This window comes from Brevibacterium sp. FME37 (genome assembly GCF_014897485.1).
GTDB lineage: Bacteria > Actinomycetota > Actinomycetes > Actinomycetales > Brevibacteriaceae > Brevibacterium.
The window spans coordinates 248708-270459 of record NZ_JABUYE010000001.1 but is presented as its reverse complement, the minus strand read 5'-3'; the positions used below and the strand labels follow the sequence as shown (position 1 = coordinate 270459).

The following is a 21752-nucleotide window of genomic DNA, read 5'->3' as shown; positions in this document are numbered from 1 at the left end:
CTCAGCCTCGTTCCCTGGTCGAAGTTCCAAGCTTTTCCACGGCGCTGGCTGCTGCCGCCGCTCCGAGGACTGCTGCCGCCTTGTTCTGCGATTCCTCATATTCGGTTTCGGGCACGGAATCGGCGACGAGTCCGCCGCCGGCGTACACGCTCATGACCTTATTGCGAAGAACTCCGGTACGGATGGCGATCGCCAGATCGAGGTCGCCGGTGAACGACATATAGCCCACGACTCCCCCGTAGATTCCGCGGCCGATGGGTTCGAGTTCGTCGATGATCTGCAGAGCCCGCGGCTTCGGCGCTCCGGAGAGTGTGCCCGCCGGGAACGTGGCCCGCAGAACGTCCACGGCGCCGTGGCCGGGTGCGAGTTGTCCGCGCACGGTCGAGGAGATGTGCATGATGTGGCTGTAGCGCACGATGTCCATGAATTCGCTGACATCGACGGTGCCGGCCACACACACCTTGGCCAGGTCATTGCGGGCGAGGTCGACGAGCATGAGGTGCTCGGCACGTTCCTTCTCGTCGCTGATGAGGTCTCTGGCCAGCGCCGAGTCCTCTTCGGTCGTGGCGCCGCGAGGGCGTGAACCCGCAATCGGGTGGGTCACGACGTCGCCGGAGCGGACCGTGACAAGAGCCTCCGGGGATGAGCCGATGATGCTGGCGGGCTGTTCTTGGTCGTCATGGAGGTTAAGCAGGTACATGAACGGGCTGGGGTTCGAATGACGCAGCATCCGATAGACGGTCAGCGGATCGGCTTCGCAGGCGGTGTCGAAGCGTTGCCCGAGGACGACCTGGAAGATCTCTCCGTCGACGATCTCGAGTTTGGCGCGTTCGACGTTGTCGAGATAGACCTGCGGGTCGGTGCGGGTCGTGACCTCGGGTTTGACGAAGTGCGTGCTCGAGATCTCGGCTTCGCTGGGCCTGCTGATTCGGGCCAGCATCGCTTCGATCCGATGCACACCAGCGTGGTAGGCCTCGTCGATGCCGGTATCGGCTCCATTGACGTTGAATACGTTGGCGACAAGCGTGAGGGTTCCCGAGTAATGGTCGTAGACCGCGATGTCTCCGGGGATCATCAGCTGCACAGTCGGCAGATGGTGCTCATTGGCGAGGGCGGGGCCGAGGCGCTCGAACTCACGCACAATGTCCCATCCGAAGTACCCGACGAAGCTCGAGACCATCGGTGGCAGAAGCGAATCGGTCCCGTCCACAGCAAGGAGCTCGAGGGTCGCGGTGACGGCATCGAGAACGCTGCCTTCGGTCGGGATCCCCACCGGCGGTGTGCCTTCCCAACGAAAGCTCTCTCCCTCGGAGATCAGGGTGGCCACCGGCGCGGAGCCGATGAACGAGTAGCGCGCCCAGGCTCCGGACACGGCCGATTCGAAAAGGAAGCTGCCGGGGCCACCGTCCGTGAGCTTGCGGTACAGGCTCAGCGGGGTCTCGGTGTCGGCGAGTACCTCCGCGTGGACCGGCACCAGGCGATGGTCGGCGCCCGAAGCGCGGAATTCCTCAAGGCTGGGGCGAATCGCCAGCGCTGTGTCTGTGGATCCGGTGTCGCTGGATCCTGTGTCGGTGGTCCCTGTGTCAGTTGGCACTGATGGTCCTTCCGGTGAAGCAGGTCGGGGTCTGGGTGTGGCAGGCCGGACCGGTCTGCTCGACCTCCATGAGCAGAGCGTCGGCATCGCAGTCGAGGCTCAGGGAGATCACCTTCTGTGTGTGCCCCGAAGTCTCACCCTTGACCCAGTATTCCTGCCGGGACCGCGACCAGTACACAGCGGCACCGGTGCTCAGGGAGCGTTCGATGGCTTCGGTGTCCATCCACGCCATCATGAGGACTTCTCGGGTCGTGACTTCCTGGACGATGACGGGAATGAGCCCGTCGGCGTTGACAGTGATCAGTTCGCGCCAATTGTCCGGATCGGCATCGACCTGGGTGGTTGAATCGTGTGTGCTCATCGGACCTCGATTCCTTCCTTGCGCAGTGCGTCTTTGACCTCGGCGATGCTCAGTGTCCCGAAGTGGAAGACACTTGCGGCCAGCAGCGCGTCGGCTCCGGCAGCCACGGCCGGAGCGAAGTGTTCGACCCGTCCGGCTCCCCCGGACGCGATCAGCGGAACGTCGACGGCTGCGCGAGCCGCGGCAATGAGCTCGAGATCGAAGCCGTCACGGGTCCCGTCTGCGTCGATGGAGTTGAGCAGGATCTCACCGACGCCGCGTCCGGCCGCCTCGGTGATCCACTCAATCGCACAGCGACCGGTCCCCTCACGGCCACCGCGGGTGGTGACTTCGAAGCCAGACGGAGTCTGCGTCCCCTGAGTACGACGGGCGTCGAGGGAGAGGACGAGGACCTGATTGCCGAAATGGTGGGCGATATCGCTGATGAGCGTCGGATCTGCCACCGCGGAGGTGTTGACGGAGACCTTGTCGGCCCCATCGCGCAGAAGCCGGTCGACGTCGTTGACGCTGCGGATGCCGCCGCCGACGGTCAGCGGGATGAAGACCTCTTCCGCGCAGGCACGGACGATGTCGTGGACGGTCTCCCGATCACCGCTGCTGGCGGTGACATCGAGAAACGTCAGCTCGTCTGCTCCGGACTCCCCGTAGCGTCGCGCCAGTTCGACCGGGTCGCCGGCATCCTTGAGGTCAGCGAACTTCACGCCCTTGACGACACGTCCTTCGTCGACGTCGAGGCAGGGTATGACTCTGATGGCAACCATGTGATTCTCCTAGATTCCCAATCGACGTTCAGATTCCAAGTGTGCGATACCGTTCCATCCGCCGCGCCAGGCGACGATCGGAGGGTTCGCGCATGAGTTCGATGAGTTCGTACTCCAGTGTCGCACCCACCCGGGACACGAAGTCCAACGGCTCCTGGCTAGCGTCCGGATGTTCGGCGATGATGCGGTCGACGACACCCGTCTCCTTGAGCATGGGTGCATGCACGCCCTGGCTTTGGGCCATCTCCGGTGCGCGCTCGGTTGTTCGGTGCACGATCGCTGAGGCGCCTTCCGGTGGCAGCGGTGAGAGCCAGCCGTTCTCGGCGCTGAGGACTCGATCGGCGGGAATCAGTGCGAGGGCTCCCCCACCGGATCCTTCACCGAGGATGAGGGACACCGAGGGTGCGTCGAGGTTCGCGAGGTCGGCGAGGCTGCGGGCGATCTCTCCGGCGATTCCCCCTTCTTCGGCGGATTTCGACAGTGCAGCGCCAGGGGTGTCGATGACGGTCACGAGAGGAAGATTGAGTTCGGCCGCCAACCGCATGCCGCGCCTAGCCTCGCGCAGTGCTGCAGGCCCCAGAGGTGCCCGGGAGTCCTGACGGAACCGGTCCTGGCCGAGGATGATGCACGGGGCGGAGCCGAATTTCGCCAGTGCGAGCAGCAGGCCGGGATCCTTCTCCCCCTGTCCGGTGCCGTTGAGTGGCAACACGGTGTTGGCTGCGGTGCGCAGGAGGTCACGGACTCCAGGACGCTCCGGGTTACGCGACCGGGTGATCGCCTCCCAGGCATCGGAGTTCGGGTCCACCACCTCGGGGCGGGTGTCAGGATCGGCGACGCGCAGCGGAATCTCTTTGGCGCCCATGAGCACGTCGAGGACGCGAGCCACAGTGGTCTGAATCCGCTCGGGACCGATCACCGCGTCGATGATGCCGTGCTTGTGCAGGTTCTCACCGGTCTGCACATTCTCGGGAAACTTCTCCCCATAGATGGCTTCGTAGACACGTGGGCCGAGGAAGCCGATGAGGGACCCCGCCTCGGCGACGGTGACGTGGCCCATCGACCCCCAGGAGGCGAAGACGCCGCCGGTGGTGGGATGCCGCAAATACACCAGGTAGGGCAGGGCGGCCCGGCGGTGAGCCATCACGGCATTGGTGATCTTGACCATCGACAGGAATGCGATGGTGCCTTCCTGCATCCTGGTTCCGCCCGAGGCCGGTCCTGCCAGAAGCGGCAGCCCCTCGAGCGTGGCTCGTTCGATCGCCTCGACGAGCCGTTGGGCCGCTGAGACTCCGATCGAACCGGCGAGGAACCGGAATTCTCCGGCCACGATGGCGACGCGGCGCCCCTCGATCATGCCTTCGCCGGTGATGATGGCCTCATCGACCCCAGACTTCTCCCGGGCAGCGGCGAGTTCGGCCGCGTACTCCTCGGAGATGCCTCCTGCGGGCATGACCGGAGCCGTATCCCAGGACACGAATGATCCGTCATCCACGACGATGTCGACGAGTTCATGTGCATTCAACCGTGCCACGTGCTTATCTCCTGTTTCAGATGTGTCTGACGAACGGTAAAGCGAAGTTGGACCACCGGGTGCAGATCAGACGGTGGCGCTGCGGTCAGGGCCTCAGCTGTCCGAATCGAGCCAGGACACGATCGCCTCGGCATCCTCATTCAGCAGCGGCGGCGCATCGTGGGCTGTCCGCGTGGTTTCGACCTCGGCCTCACCATCTGCGTCGAAGAACCGCAGGGGTGGTCCGGGCAGGTCGATGTCACCGAGAACCGGGTGGTCGACCGAGACCTTGAGTCCTTGGCTCAGTGCCTGATCCCAGGAGTAGACCTCCTGCAGGGTGCGGACGGTGCCGGATGGAATTCCGGCGGCGCCGAGCTTGGCGAGGAGATCGTCCGGTCCGTAGGCGGCGAACTTGCTTTCGATGAGTTCGATCACGGCCGGACGGTTCGCGACGCGTGAGGCGTTGTCGCCCATGCCCTCGGTGGCCGGATCGATGTCGAAGGCTGCGCAGAACTTCTGCCACAGGTTCTCGTTGCCCACGGAGATCTGCACGGCACCGTCGTCGCACCTGAACAGTCCGTAGGGCGAGAGCGAAGGGTGGTGGTTGCCGCCTGGCTCAGGGGTCTGTCCGGCCACTGTGGCGCGTGTGCCCTGGAAGGCGTGGACTCCGACCATGCCGGCGATGAGGGAGGTGCGCACGACCTTGCCCTTGCCCGTGCGTTCGCGTTCGAGGAGGGCGGCGAGCACACCGTAGGAGCCGTAGATGCCGGCCAGGAGATCGGCGATGGGCACACCCACACGCTGCATGTCATCGGGCCCGGACCCGGTCAGCGACATGAGTCCGGCCTCGCCCTGGGCGATCTGGTCGTAGCCTGCCCGGGAGGACTCGGGGCCGTCGTGGCCGAAACCGGTGATCGAGAGCAGCACCAGGCGGGGGTTGATCTCCATGCACACGGCGGTGGAGAACCCGAGGCGGTCGAGGACTCCGGAGCGGAAGTTCTCGATCAGCACATCGGCGCGGGAGATCAGTTCCCGCAACGTCTCCTTGCCGGTGTCCGATTTGAGGTCGAGGGCGATGGATTCCTTGTTGCGGTTGCAGGAGAAGAAGTATGTGGCCTGCGGGTCGTCTTCGGGACCGACGAATGGAGGGCCCCAGGACCGTGAGTCATCGCCTTTGCCCGGGCTTTCGACTTTGATCACACGAGCGCCGAGGTCGCCGAACATCATTCCCGCGTGTGGGCCGGCCAATGCGCGTGAGAGGTCGACGACCGTGTATCCGGTCAGTGGGCCTTCGACCCCTGTGATTGTGTCCTTCGACATTCCTATTCCTCCTTGAAGTGGGTCCATCTAGCGATGAGCATACGCAACCGCTGACATTCCTCGTGGGCTCGGGGTCCATCTGCGTGCTGGATCGCCATCACGGCATATGTGGTTCCGTCGGTCAGATCAAGAGTGGGCCACGGATCGTCCCCTTCCGGTGAGAAGGCGACGCCGAGGATCTGCCCCCAGGCGAAGGTGCGCGTCCTGACCATGTTCTTCACGACCAGACCGGATTCACTGGGTCGGGCCTGGATGTCGGCGACGCGCAGCAGTGCCGCAGCGAAGATGATACCGAGCAGGTTCATCCAGACCACGTCGAGCGGGGTCCAGGGATCCCAGTCCACGACGAGCAGTGCGATGGACAGCACCGCGAAGCCGATGAACACCATCACTGCGCCGACGGTGCTGATGATGCGCACCTGGCGGGGTCGGAAGACGCGGAATTCAGATTCGGCAGGCGCCAATGTTCGTCACCAGAATCGCACGGGCACCGACCGCGTAGAGACGGTCCATGACGTTGTTGACCTCTTTGGATTCGACCATGACGCGGGCCGCCACCCAGCCGGTCTCCTGCAGTGGGGAGATGGTGGGTGATTCGAGACCGGGGGTGAGTCCGAGTGCTTCGGGGAGCAGCCGCTCTTCGATGTTGTAGTCGACGAGCACGTACTGCCGGGCCACCATCACGGATTCGAGACGGCGTCGCAGCACCTCGATGGTCTCGGCTGCTCCGTCGCGCTGGACGAGGACGGCTTCGGAATCCAGCAGTGGCTCCCCGAATGTCTCGAGCCCTGCAGCGCGCAGCGTGCTGCCGGTCTCGACCACATCGGCGATGGCCTCGGCGACGCCGAGCTGGATGGAAACTTCGATGGCACCGTCGAGTTGGACGGTTTTTGCGTTGATGCCCCGGGCCTGCAGGTCGGCTTCGACGAGGTTCGGGAAGCTGGTGGCGATGCGTGCGCCTTCCAGCTGGGTGGGCGAGGTGTAGGAACCGGTGACTCCGGCGTAGAAGAAGCGGGAGGCACCGAAGCCGAGACCGATGACTTCCTGCGCTTCGGCCTTCGACTCCAACAGCAGGTCACGACCGGTGATGCCGGCGTCGAGGATGCCCGATCCGACGTAGACGGCAATATCGCGGGGGCGCAGGTAGAAGAACTCGACGCCGTTGACTTCGTCCTGATGGACCAAGGTCTTACTCCCCCGGCGAGTGGAGTATCCGGCCTCGCTGAGCATCTCGGAGGCGGCTTCGGACAGTGCGCCCTTGTTCGGCACGGCTACACGCAGCATGGTGTCCTTTTGTGTTTCATCGTCAACGGTTATTGTGGAGTCGATCTGCAGCTCCGTGCGTCTCGACTGATGCGGGTTGACCTCTAGAGATACGAGTTGACGTCGTCGAGGCTGAGATCCTTAGCGACCATGAGCACCTGCAGGTGGTAGAGCAGCTGGGAGATCTCCTCGGCGAGCTCATCCTTAGTCTCATATTCGGCCGCCATCCAGACCTCTGCGGCTTCTTCGACGACCTTCTTCCCGATCGCATGGACACCTGCGTCGAGTTCGGCCACGGTCTTCGAGCCTTCAGGACGATCGAGGGATTTCTGCAGGAGTTCGGCGTACAGCGAGTCAAAAGTCTTCACGAAACCAGCCTAATACATCGATCTCAACACGCTCACACGGGGTCTCGGCCATCGGGACGCTACCCCACTACGGAACGATCCACTCGACGGGACGCTCACCCTCGACTGGGAGGTCTCATTCCTCGCTGCCTCGGTTGATGTCCGTGGCGCCTCGATGAGGCGCCGAGATCGTCTGCTTCGATCTCTTCGACCAGTCGATGAAGCCGAGGACGACCATGACGAGGAAGATGAGGTATACGGCACCGGAGAACACGAGGCCTCCGGCGACGGCCAGGGGTATCCCTACGAGGTCGACGGCCAGCCACACGAACCAGAATTCGACGATCGCACGACCCTGGGCGTACATCGCCACGATTGAGCCGACGAAGATGTAGGCGTCGGGATAGGGGTTCCAGGACCATCCGCCCAGTGCCAGGACGTAGCCGAAGACTCCGGTGCCCACGAGGAGCCCGCCGATCAGGAGCAGTCGCTCCTTCCAGGTCGCCCAGCGGACGAGGACTTCGCCGGCGGCTTCCCGGGATTTCTTCCACTGCGTCCAGCCCCACACTGCGGCCACGATGATGACGACCTGGCGGGAGGCGTTGCCGCCGAGTCCGGCGGAGATGCTGGCGGCGAAGAGAAGGATGGAACCCAGGATCTGGACCGGCCAGGACAGAATGTTGCGCCGCAGCGCCAGGACCACGGTGGCCAAGGCGCAGATATTGCCGAACAGGTCGGAATACGGCACTGGTTTGCCCAGCAGTTCGAATGCTGGGGTGTTCAGCCAGTCGAGCAGTTCCATTTCCGCCTTCTTCAGTGCACGTGTGATGCTGCGAGTTCACGCAGCTCCGAGATCGCGGTGGCTGCATCGTCGGGTCCGTAGACGGCGGAGCCGGCCACGAGCACATCGGCGCCGGCGTCGACGACGCGTTCGATCGTCGACGTCGAGACTCCCCCGTCGACCTGCAGCTTGATCTCCAGCCCGGAGGCTGAAATCGCCTCACGGGTGCGACGGATCTTCGGCAGGCACACATCCAGGAACTTCTGTCCGCCGAAACCGGGTTCGACGGTCATGATGAGGATCTGGTCGAACTCGCCGAGGAGGTCGATGTAGGGCTCGATGGGGGTCGCCGGCTTGAGTGCGAGGCTGGCTTTGGCTCCCAGCTTTCGGATCTCCCGAGCCAGGCGCACAGGTGCGGCGGCCGCCTCGGCGTGGAAGGTCACCGAGGCGCAGCCGAGCTCGGCGTAGACCGGTGCGTTCCGGTCCGCGTCGGCGATCATCAGGTGTGCGTCGAGCGGGATCGGACTGATCGCCTGGATCCGTTCGACCACGGGCGGGCCGAAGGTGAGGTTCGGAACGAAATGGTTGTCCATCACGTCGATGTGCGCCATATCGGCGGTGCTGATTTTTGCCAGTTCGCCTCGCAGGTCCGAGAAGTCGGAGCTGAGGATGCTGGGGTTGATCTCGATCGCCATTTCAGTGCGCCTTCCGTATCAGAGCCAAGAACATTCCATCGGTGTTGTGGACATGGGGCCACAGCTGAGCGTACCGTCCCGCTCCCCGGCTCACCGAGGTGAACCCTTCGGCATCGGTGCCCGTGACCTCTGCGAGGACAGCTGGGGCATCGAGGATTTCAATGTCGGACCCGCGCAGGACATCGTCGACGACGAGCACTGTCTCCGCGTAGTGGGGAGAGCAGGTCGAGTAGGCGACGACTCCCCCGGCAGCGCATGCGTCCAAGGCTGCCCGCAACAGTTCTCGCTGCAGTCCTGCCAGCGCGTTGATGTCCTCAGGGCGACGACGGTAGCGGGCCTCGGGGCGACGACGCAGGGCGCCGAGTCCCGAGCAGGGAACGTCGACGAGCACCTTCGCGTAGGGGCCTGTGGCCTCGCGGGCGTCTTGGACGCGGGTCTTGACGTTATCGAGGGCCTGGGTGGAGGATCGCACAAGTTCGACCCTGTGCTCGCTGGAGTCGAAGGCATCGAGAAAGGTTCCCGACGCCTTCGCAATCGCTGCGAGGACTGCGGCCTTGCCGCCGGGTCCTGCACACAGGTCCGCCCAGGTGCCTGCCGGTGCCTCAACCTGCGCCAGGGCCAGAGCCACCAGCGCGGACCCTTCGTCCTGCACTCGGGCCCGGCCGCTGGCGACGGCATCGACGTTCTTGGGCACCGCTGTGTCGAGGGTGACGCCGATGGGTGAGAATTCGGTCGGCTTCCCGGGCAGTTCGCTGCGGTCGATGAGTCCCGGCAGAGCGGAGACGCTGACCTTCGCTGCCGCATTGTCGGCTTCGAGCAGGGCCTGCAGTTCAGACGCCTGCCGGCCGTGGCCCTTAAGGGCCTGTGTCATGGCCCGGACGATCCATTCCGGATGGGAGTATTCGATGGCCTGCTCGCTCACTGCGCTGGCTCCGGCGGTGACACGGCGCAGCCATTCGTCCCGGTCGACCTCGGAGACCCGGCGGAGTACGGCGTTGACGAACCCGGCCGTCTTCGGAGCATAGGACTTGATGACGGCCACGGTCTCCGACAGTGCTGCATGGTCGGGCACGCGCATGGACAGGATCTGGTGGGCGCCGAGGCGCATTCCGGCCAGCGGTTCAGGGTCGATGCTGTCGATGGGGCGGTTCGCGGCCTTGGCGATGATCGCATCGTAGAACTCCTGTTGGCGCAGCGCGCCATAGGTGAGTTCGGTCGTGAACGCCGCATCTTGGGGATCCATATGCGTGCGGGCGAGCTTGGCGGGCAGGAGCAGGTTCGCGTACGAGTCCTTCGTCTCCACATCGACGAGGACCTCCCAGGCGATGCGCCGAGGCAAGTTCTTGGCCTGTCGCGGCTCTCGCCCACCCGAGGATCCGTTGCCGGAGGACTTGCCGCCTGTTGGGGGCTTATTCCCCGCTGGTCTCTTCCTCGGCATGCGCTCATCTGCTGGCATCGGTCTCATGCTCCTTGCTCGGGGTCTGCCGTCGGCTCGGCACTAGCTTCGCTGGGGTCGAATCGGATGTCGCCACGGCCACGCAGGAAGTCCACGGCAGCCATCCGAGGCTTGCCGAAGGGTTGGATCTCCTCGACCTGGACCCAGCCGTCGCCGCAGCCGAGCACAGCTGTCTTCTGCCAAGAGGTCAGCAGCCCGACATCGGTGGCCGCGGCGACGTCGGGAGCGGGTGCGAGTCCGAAGAGTTTGGCCCGCTTCCCATCGATGTTGGCCCATGGTCCGGGACTCGGGCTGACTCCCCGGGCACGGTCAATGATCGCCCGTGCGGGCTCGGAGAAGTCGAGATGGGCGTCGGCGATACCGATCTTGTCCGCGTGGCTCGCTTCCCCTGACTGCGGGCTCATGACCGCGGTGCCGTCGGCCAGGTCGTCGAAGGCCGCGACCAGTTCGGCCGCACCCCTATGGGCATAGTCGTCGAGTGCGGTGGCGACATCGGGATGGTCCAACGGGAGTTCGAGGCGGCGCAGGACGGGCCCGGAGTCCATGCCCTCGTCGATCTTGAACACGCTGACTCCACTGTGGCTCTGGCCTGCGATGAGGGCACGTTGGACCGGAGCGGCTCCGCGATGTTCTGGGAGAAGCGAGAAATGGAGGTTGAACCAGCCGAGTTCGGCAGTCGCCAGTGCTGCCGGTCCGGCGATGGCCCCATAGGCGACGACGGCTACGGCGTCGACCTTGAGGGCTCTGAGTTCTGTGATGACCTCGCCGCGGAGTCGGCTCGCCTCGATGACGTCGAGACCGAGTTCGAGGGCACGGGCTTTCACGGGTGAGGGGGTGAGGACACGTTTGCGTCCCACCGGGGCATCGGGTCGGGTGAGGACGGCACGGATGCGGTGCCGAGATTCGACGAGAGCCTCGAGGGCTGGCACTGCGGCATCCGGAGTTCCGGCAAAGACGATATCCACTTGAGGAATTCTACTTGTTCGCTTCGCGGACGCGGAGTCCGGGCATCGGGATGCTCACAGAGACCGCGGATCGTCGATGCGCACACGCACCTGGGGGAGCTTCTTCGCAGACCGGGAGGCGATCAGATGAGCCAATGCCTCGCCGACCGTGTCGCCTGCAGCGATCGGGTAGGCGGCGACGGCCTTCTGGCCATCGTCGTCGGAGTCGCGGATGAGTTCGGTCAGCTCGGGTACGGCGGTGATCATGGCGTCGATATCGGCGCCGGCGCCGGTGAGTTCAACGATGCGCCGGTAGGGCGGAAAGCCGAGCTCCATCCGATCGTTGAGCGCCCGGGACATGGTGGTGACCGGGTCGAAGGTGGTCACCGTGTTCCGGATCGTCTCATCGGTGTCGCCGAGGTAGACGACTCCCCCGGCTGTGCGTGATCTCACGAGGACGGCCGCACGCAGCCTCCGGCTGACCCCCTCATCGGTTGAGCGCATCCATGGCCCCGGCCACAGCGAGTCGAGCAGGATTGCGCAGGCGTAGCCGCCGAGGACGTAGGGCTCTGCTCCGGTGGTGGCGACGACGATGCGTGGAGAGTCGTCGATGGCGACGGGGATGTCGTCCCCGCCGGACTCGAGGATTTCGATGCCCGGCATGGCCTTGCGCAGCTCTTCGACGGTCCGACCTCTGCCGCGCACGATCGAGCGGACCTGGTTCGAGCGGCAGCGTCCGCAGGAGAACGTATCGGAATGGAACCCGCATGAGCGACAGGCGAAGGGGCCGACCTCGGACTGTGTGGTCAGGGTTGCCGAACACTGTGGGCAGCGTGCGACCTCTTGGCATCTCGCGCAGGCGAACACCGGATAGTATCCGGCCCGCGGGACCTGGACGAGGACGGGTCCAACCGCGTTCGTGTCCTTGGTTCCTGGGCGCAGGGCACCGCGCATCAGCTGCCAGGCGCGTGAGGGGATGCGCTGCCAGGCGAAGGGGTCTCGCTCCTCGTCGGGGACGTATACCCGCGGTGCGCCCTCACGGCGTTCCGGGCCGGTGGGTGTGGCGTCGTGCAGCCATCCGACCTCAACCAGGCGTTGGATCTCTGCGCTGCGATCGGTGGAGACGAACAGCAGCCCGGTGGAGTCGATGGTCGACCTCAGCAGGCACACTTCCCTGGCGTGTGGGTATGGTGCGTGCTGGTCGAGGTAGTTCGAGTTCGAGTCGTCGAAGCAGATGATGAGGCCCAACCCTTCGACCGGGGCGAAGGCGGCTGCTCTGGTGCCGATCGTCACACGTGTGTGTCCCAGCAGGCCACGCAGCCAGGCTTTCCAGCGTTGCTCGGGTGATTGATCGGCGCTGAGCACGGAGTACGAGCCGATGTCCTCGCTGGAGTCGAGTGCGGCCGCGAGCACGGCAAGTTCACGATGATCGGGCACCAGCCACAGCACCGACTCCCCCGCCGACAGCGTTGCTCGGGCAGCTTCCAGGCCGGCGGTGATCCAACTCAGTCCTGGGGTGGGTCCGGGGACGCAGGTCATGGCGATCCGCGGATGTTCGGCGGCTGGGAACTTGTCTTCTCTGTCGTGGGCGGATTCGTTGACCACCCATTCGCCGAGGCGGCCGATCGTGTCCGTTGTCGTCGAAGTCGGGGTGTTGGAAGTTGAAGTCGGGTCCTCGGACGTTGAGTTCGCGGCCTCGCCTGCCGTCGGCGCTGCGGAGTCGCTCTGCTGCTGTTGCGCGGCCTTCTCCGCCTTGAGCACCGCCTTTTCGGCACGTGCGTGGCGGGGCGGGATCGCCAGACGCAGCACATCGGAGAGGGTTCCCGCGTAGCGGCGGGCCGTGGCAGTGGCTAGGCGCAGCAGTTCTGGTGTGAGCACGACGACGGGGCTGGTGATGCGCTCGATCGTGGCGAGTGGTCCGATGTGTTCGGATTTCTCAACCCGTTCGAGGAGGAATCCGTCACGCAGCTTCCCGGCGAATTTGACCCTGACTCGCACACCGGGGCAGGCTGTGTCGGCGAATTTCTCCGGCACGGCATAGTCGAAGGTCCGGGCCAGGTGCGGCACCGGGTGATCGATGAGCACGTGAGCCACGGGGTCTTCCGATGCCACCGGCACCTGCCCGATGGCGGAGGTGCCGGTGTCGATGGGAAGAGGTTCGTCCATCAAGCCGAGGAGACTGCGCGCAGCAGATCGTCGGCACGGTCCGTGACCTCCCAAGTGAAGTCGGAGAGCTCGCGGCCGAAGTGGCCGTAGGTCGAAGTCTGAGAGTAGATCGGGCGCAGGAGGTCGAGTTCCTGGATGATCATGGCTGGTCGCAGGTCGAAGACCTCCCGAATCGCCTTCGAGATCGCGTGGGGGTCCACCTTCTCGGTGCCGAAGGTTTCGACGTAGAGGCCCATCGGGTCGACGCGGCCGATCGCATAGGAGACCTGCACCTCGGCGCGGTCGGCGAGCCCGGCGGCGACGACGTTCTTCGCGACCCAGCGCATGGCATAGGCGGCGGAGCGGTCGACCTTCGAAGGGTCCTTGCCGGAGAAGGCGCCGCCGCCGTGGCGGGAGTATCCGCCGTAGGTGTCGACGATGATCTTGCGGCCGGTCAGTCCGGCATCTCCCATCGGTCCGCCGGTGACGAAGGGCCCGGCGGGGTTGATGTGGATGTTGGCATGGCTGACGTCGAGGTTGGAGCCGGCGATGACCGGGTCGATGACGAAGTCCTTGATCTCCGAATGCAGCTGGGCCTGGTCGACGTGCGCGGCGTGCTGGGTCGAGACCACGATGTTCTCGATCGACACGGCTTCGTTTCCGTCGTAGCCGAGTGTCAGCTGGGTCTTGCCGTCAGGACGCAGATAGTCCAATGCTCCGGTCTTGCGCACTTCGGAGAGTTTCTCCGCCATGCGTGAGGCGAGATGGATCGGCATGGGCATGAGGACGTCGGTGGCGTTGTCGGCGTAGCCGAACATGAGGCCCTGGTCGCCGGCGCCCAGGCTGGAACCGTGATCGGAATCCACGGCTTCGCGGAAGTCCAGCGGGTTGGTCACACCGGAATGGATGTCGGTGGACTGGCTGCCGATGGAGACGGACACACCGCAGGAATGGCCATCGAATCCAGTGTCGGAGGAGTCGTAGCCGATGCCGGTGATGAGCTGACGGACGATGCCTGCCACGTCGGCGTAGGCCGCGGTGTTGACCTCGCCGGCCACGTGGACGAGTCCGGTGGTGACCATCGTCTCGACGGCGACTTTGGCGTTCGGGTCCTGACTCAGCAGATCGTCGAGGACGGCGTCGCTGATCTGGTCACAGATCTTGTCGGGGTGGCCCTCGGTGACGGATTCGGACGAGAAGAAGCGCAGATTTGATTGACTCACGGCGTCGATTCTACGCATTCCACACGATCGGCGAGAGCCTCGATGACCTTTTCCGAAACATCGTCTTTGCTGCCGTGGATTTCCGTGCCGGCGACGACGTCGTCACCGTCGGCGGTGAGAATCTGCACGGCATTGTCGTCCTGGCCGAAGGCCCTGTCGCCGGAGACGTTGTTGAAGACGAGGAGGTCCACACCCTTGCGGCGGAACTTCGCCTTCGCGTAGTCGAGTGCACTGTGATGAGAATCTCCGGTCTCGGCGGCGAAACCGATGATGATCTGAGGCTGACGACGTGATTCGACCAGCCCCACGAGCACATCAGGGTTCTGGATCAGCTGCAGAGTCATTCCCTCGTCGCCCGACTTCTTCATCTTCGAGTCGGTGCGCTCAGCCGGCCGGTAATCAGCAACGGCGGCGGCCATGATGACGGCATCGGCGTCGGCCTGAGAGGCGTGCATCTGAGTCTGGAGTTCAAGCGTGGACTCGACCGTGGTGATTCGGACACTGTCGGGCAGATCGGACAGCAGTCCCGAATCGATGTTGGCCGCAACCAGGTCAACGTGGGCTCCGACACGGGCAGCGGCACGTGCCAGGGCAACGCCCTGCTTGCCTGAGGAACGATTCCCGAGGTAGCGCACGGGATCGAGTGGTTCTCTGGTTCCGCCGGCGCTGATGACGAGGTGCTTTCCGTGCAGCCGTCCTGTCCCTGCCGAGGCGACAGCGGACGTGTGTGCGTTCGCGGCGGCGGCCAGGGAGAAGTCGACTATCGTGTCGGGTTCAGGGAGCCGGCCGGGGCCCGAATCGGGCCCGGTGAGACGTCCCACAGCGGGTTCGAGGACGTGGATGCCGCGCTGTTTCAAGGTCGCGATGTTGGCGACGGTGGCGGCGTTCTGCCACATTTCGGTGTGCATAGCTGGGGCAACGACCACCTCGGCGGTCGTTGTCAGGACCGTGGCGGTGAGCAGGTCATCGGCGATGCCTGCGGCCAACTTGGCCAGAGTGTTGGCCGTGGCGGGGGCGATGATGACGAGTTCGGCTTCCTGCCCGATGCGGACATGGTTGACCGAATCAATCTCGTCGAAGACATCGGTGGTCACGGTCTGTGAGGACAGTGCCTCAAAGGTGGCGGCACCGACGAAATTCAACGCACTGGCGGTGGGCACGACTTTGACGCTGTGCCCGAGTTCCCGGAGTCGCCGAATGACATGGCACGCCTTGTAGGCGGCGATTCCACCGGCGACGCCGAGTACGGTTCTCACTGGTCGCTGAAGTCCAGTGCGCCGTCGTTGCTGGCAGCGGGCTGCGCAGGTTCTGGGGCGAGAGCACCGAAGTCGGCTTCGGTGACTTCGCGAGCCACGATCTTGCCTTCGTTGATCTCGCGGAGCGCAATCGACAGCGGCTTCTCGTGCGTGCCCGGGGTCACCAGCGGACCGACGTTCTCAAGCAGTCCCTCTTGGAGCTGGGCGTAGTAGGAGTTGATCTGGCGTGCTCGCTGAGCCGCAATCGAGACCAGTTCGTACTTCGAGCTGGTCACGGCCAGCAGATCATCAATCGGTGGATTGGTGATGCCTTCAGGTTGTGCAGGCAATGAATGTCCAATCTAATCGGTAGTGGATATACCCATCAATGATATGAGTTCTTCGGCCGCAGTGCGAACGTGGTCATTGATGATGGTGACATCGAACTCGGATTCGGCCTGCAATTCCCGCTTGGCCGTGGTCAGACGACGCTCTTGTTCTGCTGCCGTTTCCGTTCCGCGACCGGTGAGTCGCGACACGAGTTCCTCCCAGCTGGGCGGAGCCAGGAAGACGAACAGTGCGTCGGGCATCTTGTCCTTGACCTGGCGCGCTCCCTGGAGATCGATCTCCAACAGGGACGGTATCCCCTGGGTCAGCTTCTCCTGAACCTGAGCCGATGGGGTGCCGTAGCGGTGGCGTCCGTGGACGACGGCGTACTCGAGCAGCTCACCGGCAGCGATGAGTGAGTCGAATTCGTCATCGCTGATGAAGTGATAATGAACACCATCGGTTTCCCCGGGTCGCCGCGGCCGCGTGGTGGCGGAGACGGAGAACCAGACTTCGGGATGATGATCTCTGATGTACGCGCTGATGGTGCCTTTTCCGACCGCGGTAGGTCCCGCGAGGACGGTCAGTCGATTATTCACAGAACTATTGTTCACACATTCAGGAGTATTTCTCCAACAGGGCGTTCTTCTGGTGCACACCCAGGCCCTTGATTCGACGTGACGATGCGATGCCCACATCTTCCATGGCCGCTTCCGCGCGTCGATCGCCGACTCCGGGCAGTGATCTCAGCAGATCGACGACGCGCATCTTCGCGAGTGCTTCATCTGCATCGGCCTTCTTCAGCACGGAAGTGAGATCGGTTTGACCATTCTTCAGCGCGGTTTTGACCTCGGCTCGCGCCTGACGCGCTTTGAAAGCCTTGTCAAGAGCAGCTGAACGCTGTTGCGGGGTCAAAGGTTCGAGTGCCACATTATCTCCTCTGTCACCATGAACGGGCAGGTAGGGAAGTTGCTTCAGTCTAAAACAAAAACCCTCGTGAGAGGCATAAAGCGAGAAAGAAAACTCAAGTGTCTGCAGAAACCGTCGTTTTCAGCACCCCGTTGACCCGGGATATCACCAGTGGTTGGATAGGCGCATGGCGCGAGGCACAGCAATATCTCAGGGCGCAGCTCACGAAGGCGGTTGTGCCCCAGAACAGGCGGCCCCCAATGTCAGTGTCCGTTTGGCCACCGAGCAGGACCTGCCCGGCTTAGCCGAGCTGCGTTGGCGGTGGGCCCTGGAACAGCATGACCGCAGCGAACTTCTCCCACTCGAGGAATTTACAGTAGCAGCCGCTGATTGGTCGCAACGTCACTCGGACTCACACGTCCCCTTCGTGGCTGTCCTCAGAGACGAAACGGTCGGCATGGCGTGGTTGGCGATACTGCCGCGGGTGCTGGCGCCTCTGAATCCAAATCGAGCAAGCGGTGATGTCCAATCGTGCTTTGTCGCCCCGAAGCTACGCGGGTGCGGTATTGGTCATCGGCTCGTCGCCGAAGTCGTCGAATATGCTCACCGACGTGGACTTGATTACATCACGGTCCACTCGTCCGAAGGTGCCGTGAGAATGTACGAGAGAGCCGGCTTCAAACAGTACTCTGGACTGCTGGGCAGAAGCACTGTCTGAAGCCGGGAGATCTCGTCGGTATCTGGGCTCAGCCCACCTGTTTCAGGGATAGGTTCAGTGCTTTCGCTGCGGCCTGCAGCCCGTCGGGCCCCGCACCGAGCACAGCGCGTGAGGTTGTGGCCAGAACCTGGTTAGCAGTGATCGCATCTGCTCCGAAGACGCCGATGAGTTCACTGATGCCCGCTCCCTGGGCGCCGACTCCCGGCGCCAGGATCGGCCCACCACATGCAGACGGGTCGAATCCGAGTTCGCGGGCCGCGGATCCGATCGTTGCACCAACGACCAGACCGAAGCGCCCGAGACCCTGTGGGGAGGCAGCCAAGTTGCGCTGCGCGACCTGGCCGACGATCGACCCGGCTACGGTGTCTCCGAAGCCTTCGACGGCCTCGCCGCGCCTGGCATGCTGGACCTCTGCCCCTTCCGGGTTCGATGTCAGTGCGAGGACGAAGACTCCCCGATCATGGGTCTGCGCGAGCTCGAAGGCAGGCTCCAGCGCCCCGAATCCCAGATACGGAGATGCCGTGATCGAATCGGCTGCCAGCGCCGAGGCGGGGTCCAGGTACGCGCGTGCGTAGGCTCCCATGGTCGACCCGATATCCCCGCGTTTGATGTCGAGGACGCTGATGAGATCGTGTTCCCGGCAGGCCGCCAAGGTCTCTTCGAGGACAGCGACTCCGGCCGATCCGTACTGCTCGAAGAAGGCTGACTGCGGTTTGACCGCGGCCACATTCCCCGCCAGCTCGGTCACCGTGCGCAGAGAGAATTCACGCAGCCCTTCCGCTGTGCACGGCAAGCCCCAGGCTTCGAGGAGATGGTCATGGGGGTCGATGCCCACGCACAGCGGCCCGTGCTCGTCCATGGCCGCCTGCAGGCGGGCACCGAACATCACGAGTTCCAGTCCTGCAGGCTGCGGACCTTGAAGGTCTTGTCACGGACGACCTCGAGTGAGGTGACTGCGGCAGCGAACTCGGCGAGCGTCGTGATCAACGGCACGGAGTGCGCGGTCGCCGAGGCACGGATCTCGTAGCCGTCTGCCCTTTCCTGACGGCCGGATGGGACGTTGATGACCATGTCGATCGTGCCGGCGGCCAGGTAGTCGAGGATCGTGCGATCCTCGGCGTCGGCCTCGAAGTGTTTGTGCACCTGTGTGGTCTTGATGCCGTACCGGGACAGGACTGCTGCCGTTCCGGTTGTGGCGACCACGTCGAAGCCCAAGTCGACGAGTTCCTTGACCGGCAGGACCATGGCACGTTTGTCCCGGTCTGCGACGGATACGAACACGGTGCCGGAGGTCGGCAGCTTGATCGATGCTCCCAGCAGCCCCTTCGCAAATGCTGTCGGGAAGTCGTGGTCGATGCCCATGACCTCACCGGTCGAACGCATCTCCGGTCCAAGGATCGAATCGACGACCTTGCCTTCGACAGTCCGGAACCGACGGAACGGCAGGACCGCTTCTTTGACCGCGATCGGATGATCCAGTGGAAGTCGCGAACCGTCGCAGGTCTCCGGGAGCAAGCCTCCGCGCATATCGGCGATCGTGCGTCCGACCGCGATGAGTGCGGCGGCCTTCGCCAGCTGTGTGGATGTGGCCTTCGAGACGAACGGCACGGTCCGGGAGGCACGCGGATTGGCTTCGATGACATGGAGCACGTCAGCGGTGATCGCGAACTGGATGTTGAGCAGCCCGCGCACGTTGGTGCCTTCGGCGATCGCCAATGTGGCCGTGCGGACCCGCTCAAGCACATCTTCGCCCAGGGTCAGCGACGGCAGCACGCAGGCTGAGTCGCCGGAATGGATTCCTGCTTCCTCGATGTGCTCCATGATGCCGCCGATGAAGATGTCGGTGCCGTCGTAGAGGGCATCGACATCGATTTCGATGGCGTCCTCGAGGAACCGGTCGACGAGGACGGGACGGTCCACAGAGATCTCCGTGGCAGTGGCCATGTAGTCCACGAGCTGAGTGCGGTCGTAGACGATCTGCATGCCGCGGCCGCCGAGCACGTACGAGGGGCGGACGAGGACCGGGTAGCCGATTTCTTCGGCGATCTTCTCGGCCTCTGAGTACGTCACTGCGGTGCCGTGCTTCGGTGCGGTGAGACCGGCACGGTCGAGGACGGCGCCGAATTCGCCGCGGTCTTCGGCCAGGTCGATCGCTTCGGGCTGCGTGCCGAGGACCGGGACTCCTGCGGCCTTGAGATCGTCGGCCAAGCCCAGCGGGGTCTGACCACCCAGGGTGCAGACGACGCCGAGTACGGGACCGGCGGCCACCTCGGCGTGGTAGACCTCCATCACGTCTTCGAAGGTCAGCGGCTCGAAGTAGAGGCGATCAGCGGTGTCGTAGTCCGTGGACACGGTCTCCGGGTTGCAGTTGACCATGATCGTCTCGTACCCGGCTTCGGAGATAGCCATGGTCGCGTGCACGCATGAGTAGTCGAACTCGATGCCCTGACCGATTCTGTTGGGTCCCGAACCGAGGATGATCACGGCAGGCTTCTCGCGAGGTGCGACCTCGGTCTCCTCGTCATAGCTCGAGTAGTGGTACGGAGTATGTGCGGCGAACTCGCCTGCGCAGGTGTCCACAGTCTTGAACACGGGACGGACACGCAGCGCGTGGCGGACTCCGGTGACGACGCCGGTGTCGAGTGTGCGCAGACTCGCGATCTGCTCGTCGGAGAAGCCGTGGTTCTTCGCGACCTTGAACACCTGGGCGTCGAGTTCGTCTGCTGTGGAGATGTACTCGGCGACCTCATTGATGAGTTCGATCTGGTCAAGGAACCAGGGATCGATCTCGCAGGCTTCGAAGACCTCCTCGTTGCTCAGGCCGGCGGCCAGTCCGCGCTGAACAGAATGGATGCGGTCGGCTGTCGCATGCGAGATCGCTTCGAGGACGGATTCTCTGACATCCTCATCGCTGATGTCGGGCAGATCGGACCATGAGAATGAGGCGTCGCGCTGCTCCATCGACCGCATGGCCTTCTGCAGAGCGGTGGTGAAGTTGCGGCCCAGTGCCATAACCTCGCCCACGGATTTCATGGTCGTGGTCAGCGTCGGGTCCGCAGCAGGGAACTTTTCGAAGGTGAATCGCGGGATCTTGACGACGACGTAGTCAAGTGTCGGTTCGAAGCTGGCAGGCGTGACCCGTGTGATGTCGTTGGGGATCTCGTCGAGCGAATACCCCACGGCCAGTTTGGCAGCCATCTTGGCGATCGGGAAGCCTGTGGCCTTCGAGGCCAGTGCCGAGGACCTCGAGACCCGGGGGTTCATTTCGATGACGACGATGCGTCCGGTCTTCGGGTCCACGGCGTATTGGATGTTGCAGCCGCCTGTGGCGACTCCGACTGCACGGATGACGTCGATGCCGATGTCGCGCATCTTCTGGTATTCGCGGTCGGTCAGAGTCAGTGACGGGGCGACTGTGATGGAGTCACCGGTGTGTACTCCGACAGGATCGACGTTCTCGATCGAACAGATGACGACCACGTTGTCTTTGTGGTCGCGCATGAGTTCGAGTTCGTATTCCTTCCAGCCGAGGATCGACTCCTCGAGGAGCACCTCGTGTGTGATGGAGTCGCCCAGACCGGCGCCGGCGATTCGCCGCAGGTCGTTCTCGTCATAGGCCATGCCCGATCCCAGTCCACCCATTGTGAACGAGGGACGCACGACGACGGGATAGTTGAGTTCTTCGGCCCCGGCCAGTGCCTCGTCGATGGTGTGGCAGATGATGGACTTGGCCGATTCCGCGCCGCATTCCTCGACGATGGTCTTGAACTTCTGCCGGTCCTCGCCGCGCTGGATGGCGTCGACGTCGGCGCCGATGAGTTCGACCCCGTACTTCTCGAGGGTGCCCGCATCGTGCAGCGCGATCGCTGCGTTGAGCGCAGTCTGTCCGCCCAGGGTCGGCAGGATCGCGTCGGGGCGCTCCTTGTCGATGATCGATTCGATGATGTCGGGGTCGATCGGTTCGACATAGGTGGCGTCGGCGACGTCGGGATCGGTCATGATCGTCGCGGGGTTCGAGTTGATGAGGATGACGCGCAGGCCCTCTTCGCGCAGCACACGGCAGGCCTGGGTGCCCGAGTAGTCGAATTCACACGCCTGGCCGATGACGATGGGACCGGAGCCGATGACGAGGACGGATGTGAGATCTTGTCTGAGTGGCATGG

At 64.0% G+C, this 21752-nt stretch carries 21 protein-coding genes; 1 reads left to right on the top strand and 20 read right to left on the bottom strand.

Going from position 1 to position 21752, the window contains the following annotated elements; translation table 11 throughout:
• Nucleotide 1: 1 nt before the first annotated feature.
• The 18 genes from trpE to mihF form a co-directional block, all read right to left on the bottom strand.
• The gene (trpE, locus tag INT29_RS01180; protein ID WP_193070490.1) at nucleotides 2-1594 is read right to left on the bottom strand and encodes an anthranilate synthase component I; all 1593 of its coding nucleotides are present in this window, start codon (nucleotides 1592-1594) and stop codon (nucleotides 2-4) included.
• On the bottom strand, nucleotides 1584-1955 hold the full coding sequence (gene hisI, locus INT29_RS01175) for a phosphoribosyl-AMP cyclohydrolase (RefSeq protein ID WP_193070489.1): 372 nt from the start codon (nucleotides 1953-1955) through the stop codon (nucleotides 1584-1586). The genes trpE and hisI overlap by 11 nt, the downstream gene beginning before the upstream one ends.
• A complete protein-coding gene (gene hisF / locus INT29_RS01170; RefSeq protein WP_101570298.1) occupies nucleotides 1952-2716 on the bottom strand; it encodes an imidazole glycerol phosphate synthase subunit HisF in 765 nt (254 codons plus the stop codon). Before hisF ends, hisI begins: the two co-directional genes overlap by 4 nt.
• 28 nt (nucleotides 2717-2744) lie before the next feature.
• Nucleotides 2745-4247: a carboxyl transferase domain-containing protein gene (locus tag INT29_RS01165; protein WP_193070488.1), complete on the bottom strand. Its 1503-nt coding sequence runs from the start codon at nucleotides 4245-4247 to the stop codon at nucleotides 2745-2747.
• A gap of 93 nt (nucleotides 4248-4340) precedes the next feature.
• On the bottom strand, nucleotides 4341-5546 hold the full coding sequence (locus tag INT29_RS01160; RefSeq protein WP_193070487.1) for a CaiB/BaiF CoA transferase family protein: 1206 nt from the start codon (nucleotides 5544-5546) through the stop codon (nucleotides 4341-4343).
• Nucleotides 5547-5548: 2 nt separating this feature from the next.
• Complete coding sequence (locus INT29_RS01155; RefSeq protein WP_101570301.1) at nucleotides 5549-6010, bottom strand: PH domain-containing protein; 462 nt, start codon at nucleotides 6008-6010, stop codon at nucleotides 5549-5551.
• Nucleotides 5991-6830 (bottom strand): ATP phosphoribosyltransferase, encoded by an 840-nt coding sequence (hisG, locus tag INT29_RS01150; protein WP_193070486.1) that lies wholly within the window; start codon nucleotides 6828-6830, stop codon nucleotides 5991-5993. The genes INT29_RS01155 and hisG overlap by 20 nt, the downstream gene beginning before the upstream one ends.
• 83 nt (nucleotides 6831-6913) lie before the next feature.
• On the bottom strand, nucleotides 6914-7177 hold the full coding sequence (locus tag INT29_RS01145) for a phosphoribosyl-ATP diphosphatase (protein ID WP_193070485.1): 264 nt from the start codon (nucleotides 7175-7177) through the stop codon (nucleotides 6914-6916).
• 115 nt (nucleotides 7178-7292) lie between these two features.
• Nucleotides 7293-7958, bottom strand: coding sequence for a nicotinamide mononucleotide transporter family protein (locus tag INT29_RS01140; RefSeq protein WP_101570304.1), 666 nt, complete (start codon nucleotides 7956-7958; stop codon nucleotides 7293-7295).
• An 11-nt stretch (nucleotides 7959-7969) separates the two neighbouring features.
• Nucleotides 7970-8632, bottom strand: a complete 663-nt coding sequence (gene rpe, locus INT29_RS01135) for a ribulose-phosphate 3-epimerase (protein ID WP_101570305.1) — start codon at nucleotides 8630-8632, stop codon at nucleotides 7970-7972.
• A gap of 1 nt (nucleotide 8633) precedes the next feature.
• A complete protein-coding gene (locus INT29_RS01130) occupies nucleotides 8634-10088 on the bottom strand; it encodes an RsmB/NOP family class I SAM-dependent RNA methyltransferase (RefSeq protein ID WP_193070484.1) in 1455 nt (484 codons plus the stop codon).
• A gap of 5 nt (nucleotides 10089-10093) precedes the next feature.
• Nucleotides 10094-11053 (bottom strand): methionyl-tRNA formyltransferase, encoded by a 960-nt coding sequence (locus INT29_RS20510; RefSeq protein ID WP_193070483.1) that lies wholly within the window; start codon nucleotides 11051-11053, stop codon nucleotides 10094-10096.
• A gap of 54 nt (nucleotides 11054-11107) precedes the next feature.
• On the bottom strand, nucleotides 11108-13198 hold the full coding sequence (locus INT29_RS01120; RefSeq protein ID WP_193070482.1) for a primosomal protein N': 2091 nt from the start codon (nucleotides 13196-13198) through the stop codon (nucleotides 11108-11110).
• Complete coding sequence (gene metK / locus INT29_RS01115; protein ID WP_319020811.1) at nucleotides 13198-14400, bottom strand: methionine adenosyltransferase; 1203 nt, start codon at nucleotides 14398-14400, stop codon at nucleotides 13198-13200. The genes INT29_RS01120 and metK overlap by 1 nt, the downstream gene beginning before the upstream one ends.
• Nucleotides 14397-15656, bottom strand: coding sequence for a bifunctional phosphopantothenoylcysteine decarboxylase/phosphopantothenate--cysteine ligase CoaBC (gene coaBC / locus INT29_RS01110; protein ID WP_193070480.1), 1260 nt, complete (start codon nucleotides 15654-15656; stop codon nucleotides 14397-14399). Before coaBC ends, metK begins: the two co-directional genes overlap by 4 nt.
• Nucleotides 15653-15985 (bottom strand): DNA-directed RNA polymerase subunit omega, encoded by a 333-nt coding sequence (gene rpoZ, locus INT29_RS01105; protein ID WP_101570311.1) that lies wholly within the window; start codon nucleotides 15983-15985, stop codon nucleotides 15653-15655. Before rpoZ ends, coaBC begins: the two co-directional genes overlap by 4 nt.
• A gap of 12 nt (nucleotides 15986-15997) precedes the next feature.
• Nucleotides 15998-16561: a guanylate kinase gene (gene gmk / locus INT29_RS01100; protein ID WP_101570312.1), complete on the bottom strand. Its 564-nt coding sequence runs from the start codon at nucleotides 16559-16561 to the stop codon at nucleotides 15998-16000.
• A 19-nt stretch (nucleotides 16562-16580) separates the two neighbouring features.
• Complete coding sequence (mihF, locus tag INT29_RS01095; RefSeq protein WP_101570313.1) at nucleotides 16581-16892, bottom strand: integration host factor, actinobacterial type; 312 nt, start codon at nucleotides 16890-16892, stop codon at nucleotides 16581-16583.
• A gap of 166 nt (nucleotides 16893-17058) precedes the next feature.
• On the opposite strand from mihF, the gene INT29_RS20720 reads away from it, so the two are divergent.
• Nucleotides 17059-17589 (top strand): GNAT family N-acetyltransferase, encoded by a 531-nt coding sequence (locus INT29_RS20720; protein ID WP_193070479.1) that lies wholly within the window; start codon nucleotides 17059-17061, stop codon nucleotides 17587-17589.
• Between the two features lie 28 nt (nucleotides 17590-17617).
• On the opposite strand, the gene pyrF is transcribed toward INT29_RS20720, so the two are convergent.
• Together pyrF and carB are read right to left on the bottom strand one after the other, a co-directional pair.
• Nucleotides 17618-18475 carry an orotidine-5'-phosphate decarboxylase gene (gene pyrF, locus INT29_RS01085; protein WP_193070590.1) on the bottom strand — a complete coding sequence of 286 codons (858 nt, stop codon included), beginning with the start codon at nucleotides 18473-18475 and terminating at the stop codon, nucleotides 17618-17620.
• Nucleotides 18475-21750, bottom strand: a complete 3276-nt coding sequence (carB, locus tag INT29_RS01080) for a carbamoyl-phosphate synthase large subunit (RefSeq protein ID WP_193070478.1) — start codon at nucleotides 21748-21750, stop codon at nucleotides 18475-18477. Before carB ends, pyrF begins: the two co-directional genes overlap by 1 nt.
• Nucleotides 21751-21752 lie beyond the last annotated feature (2 nt).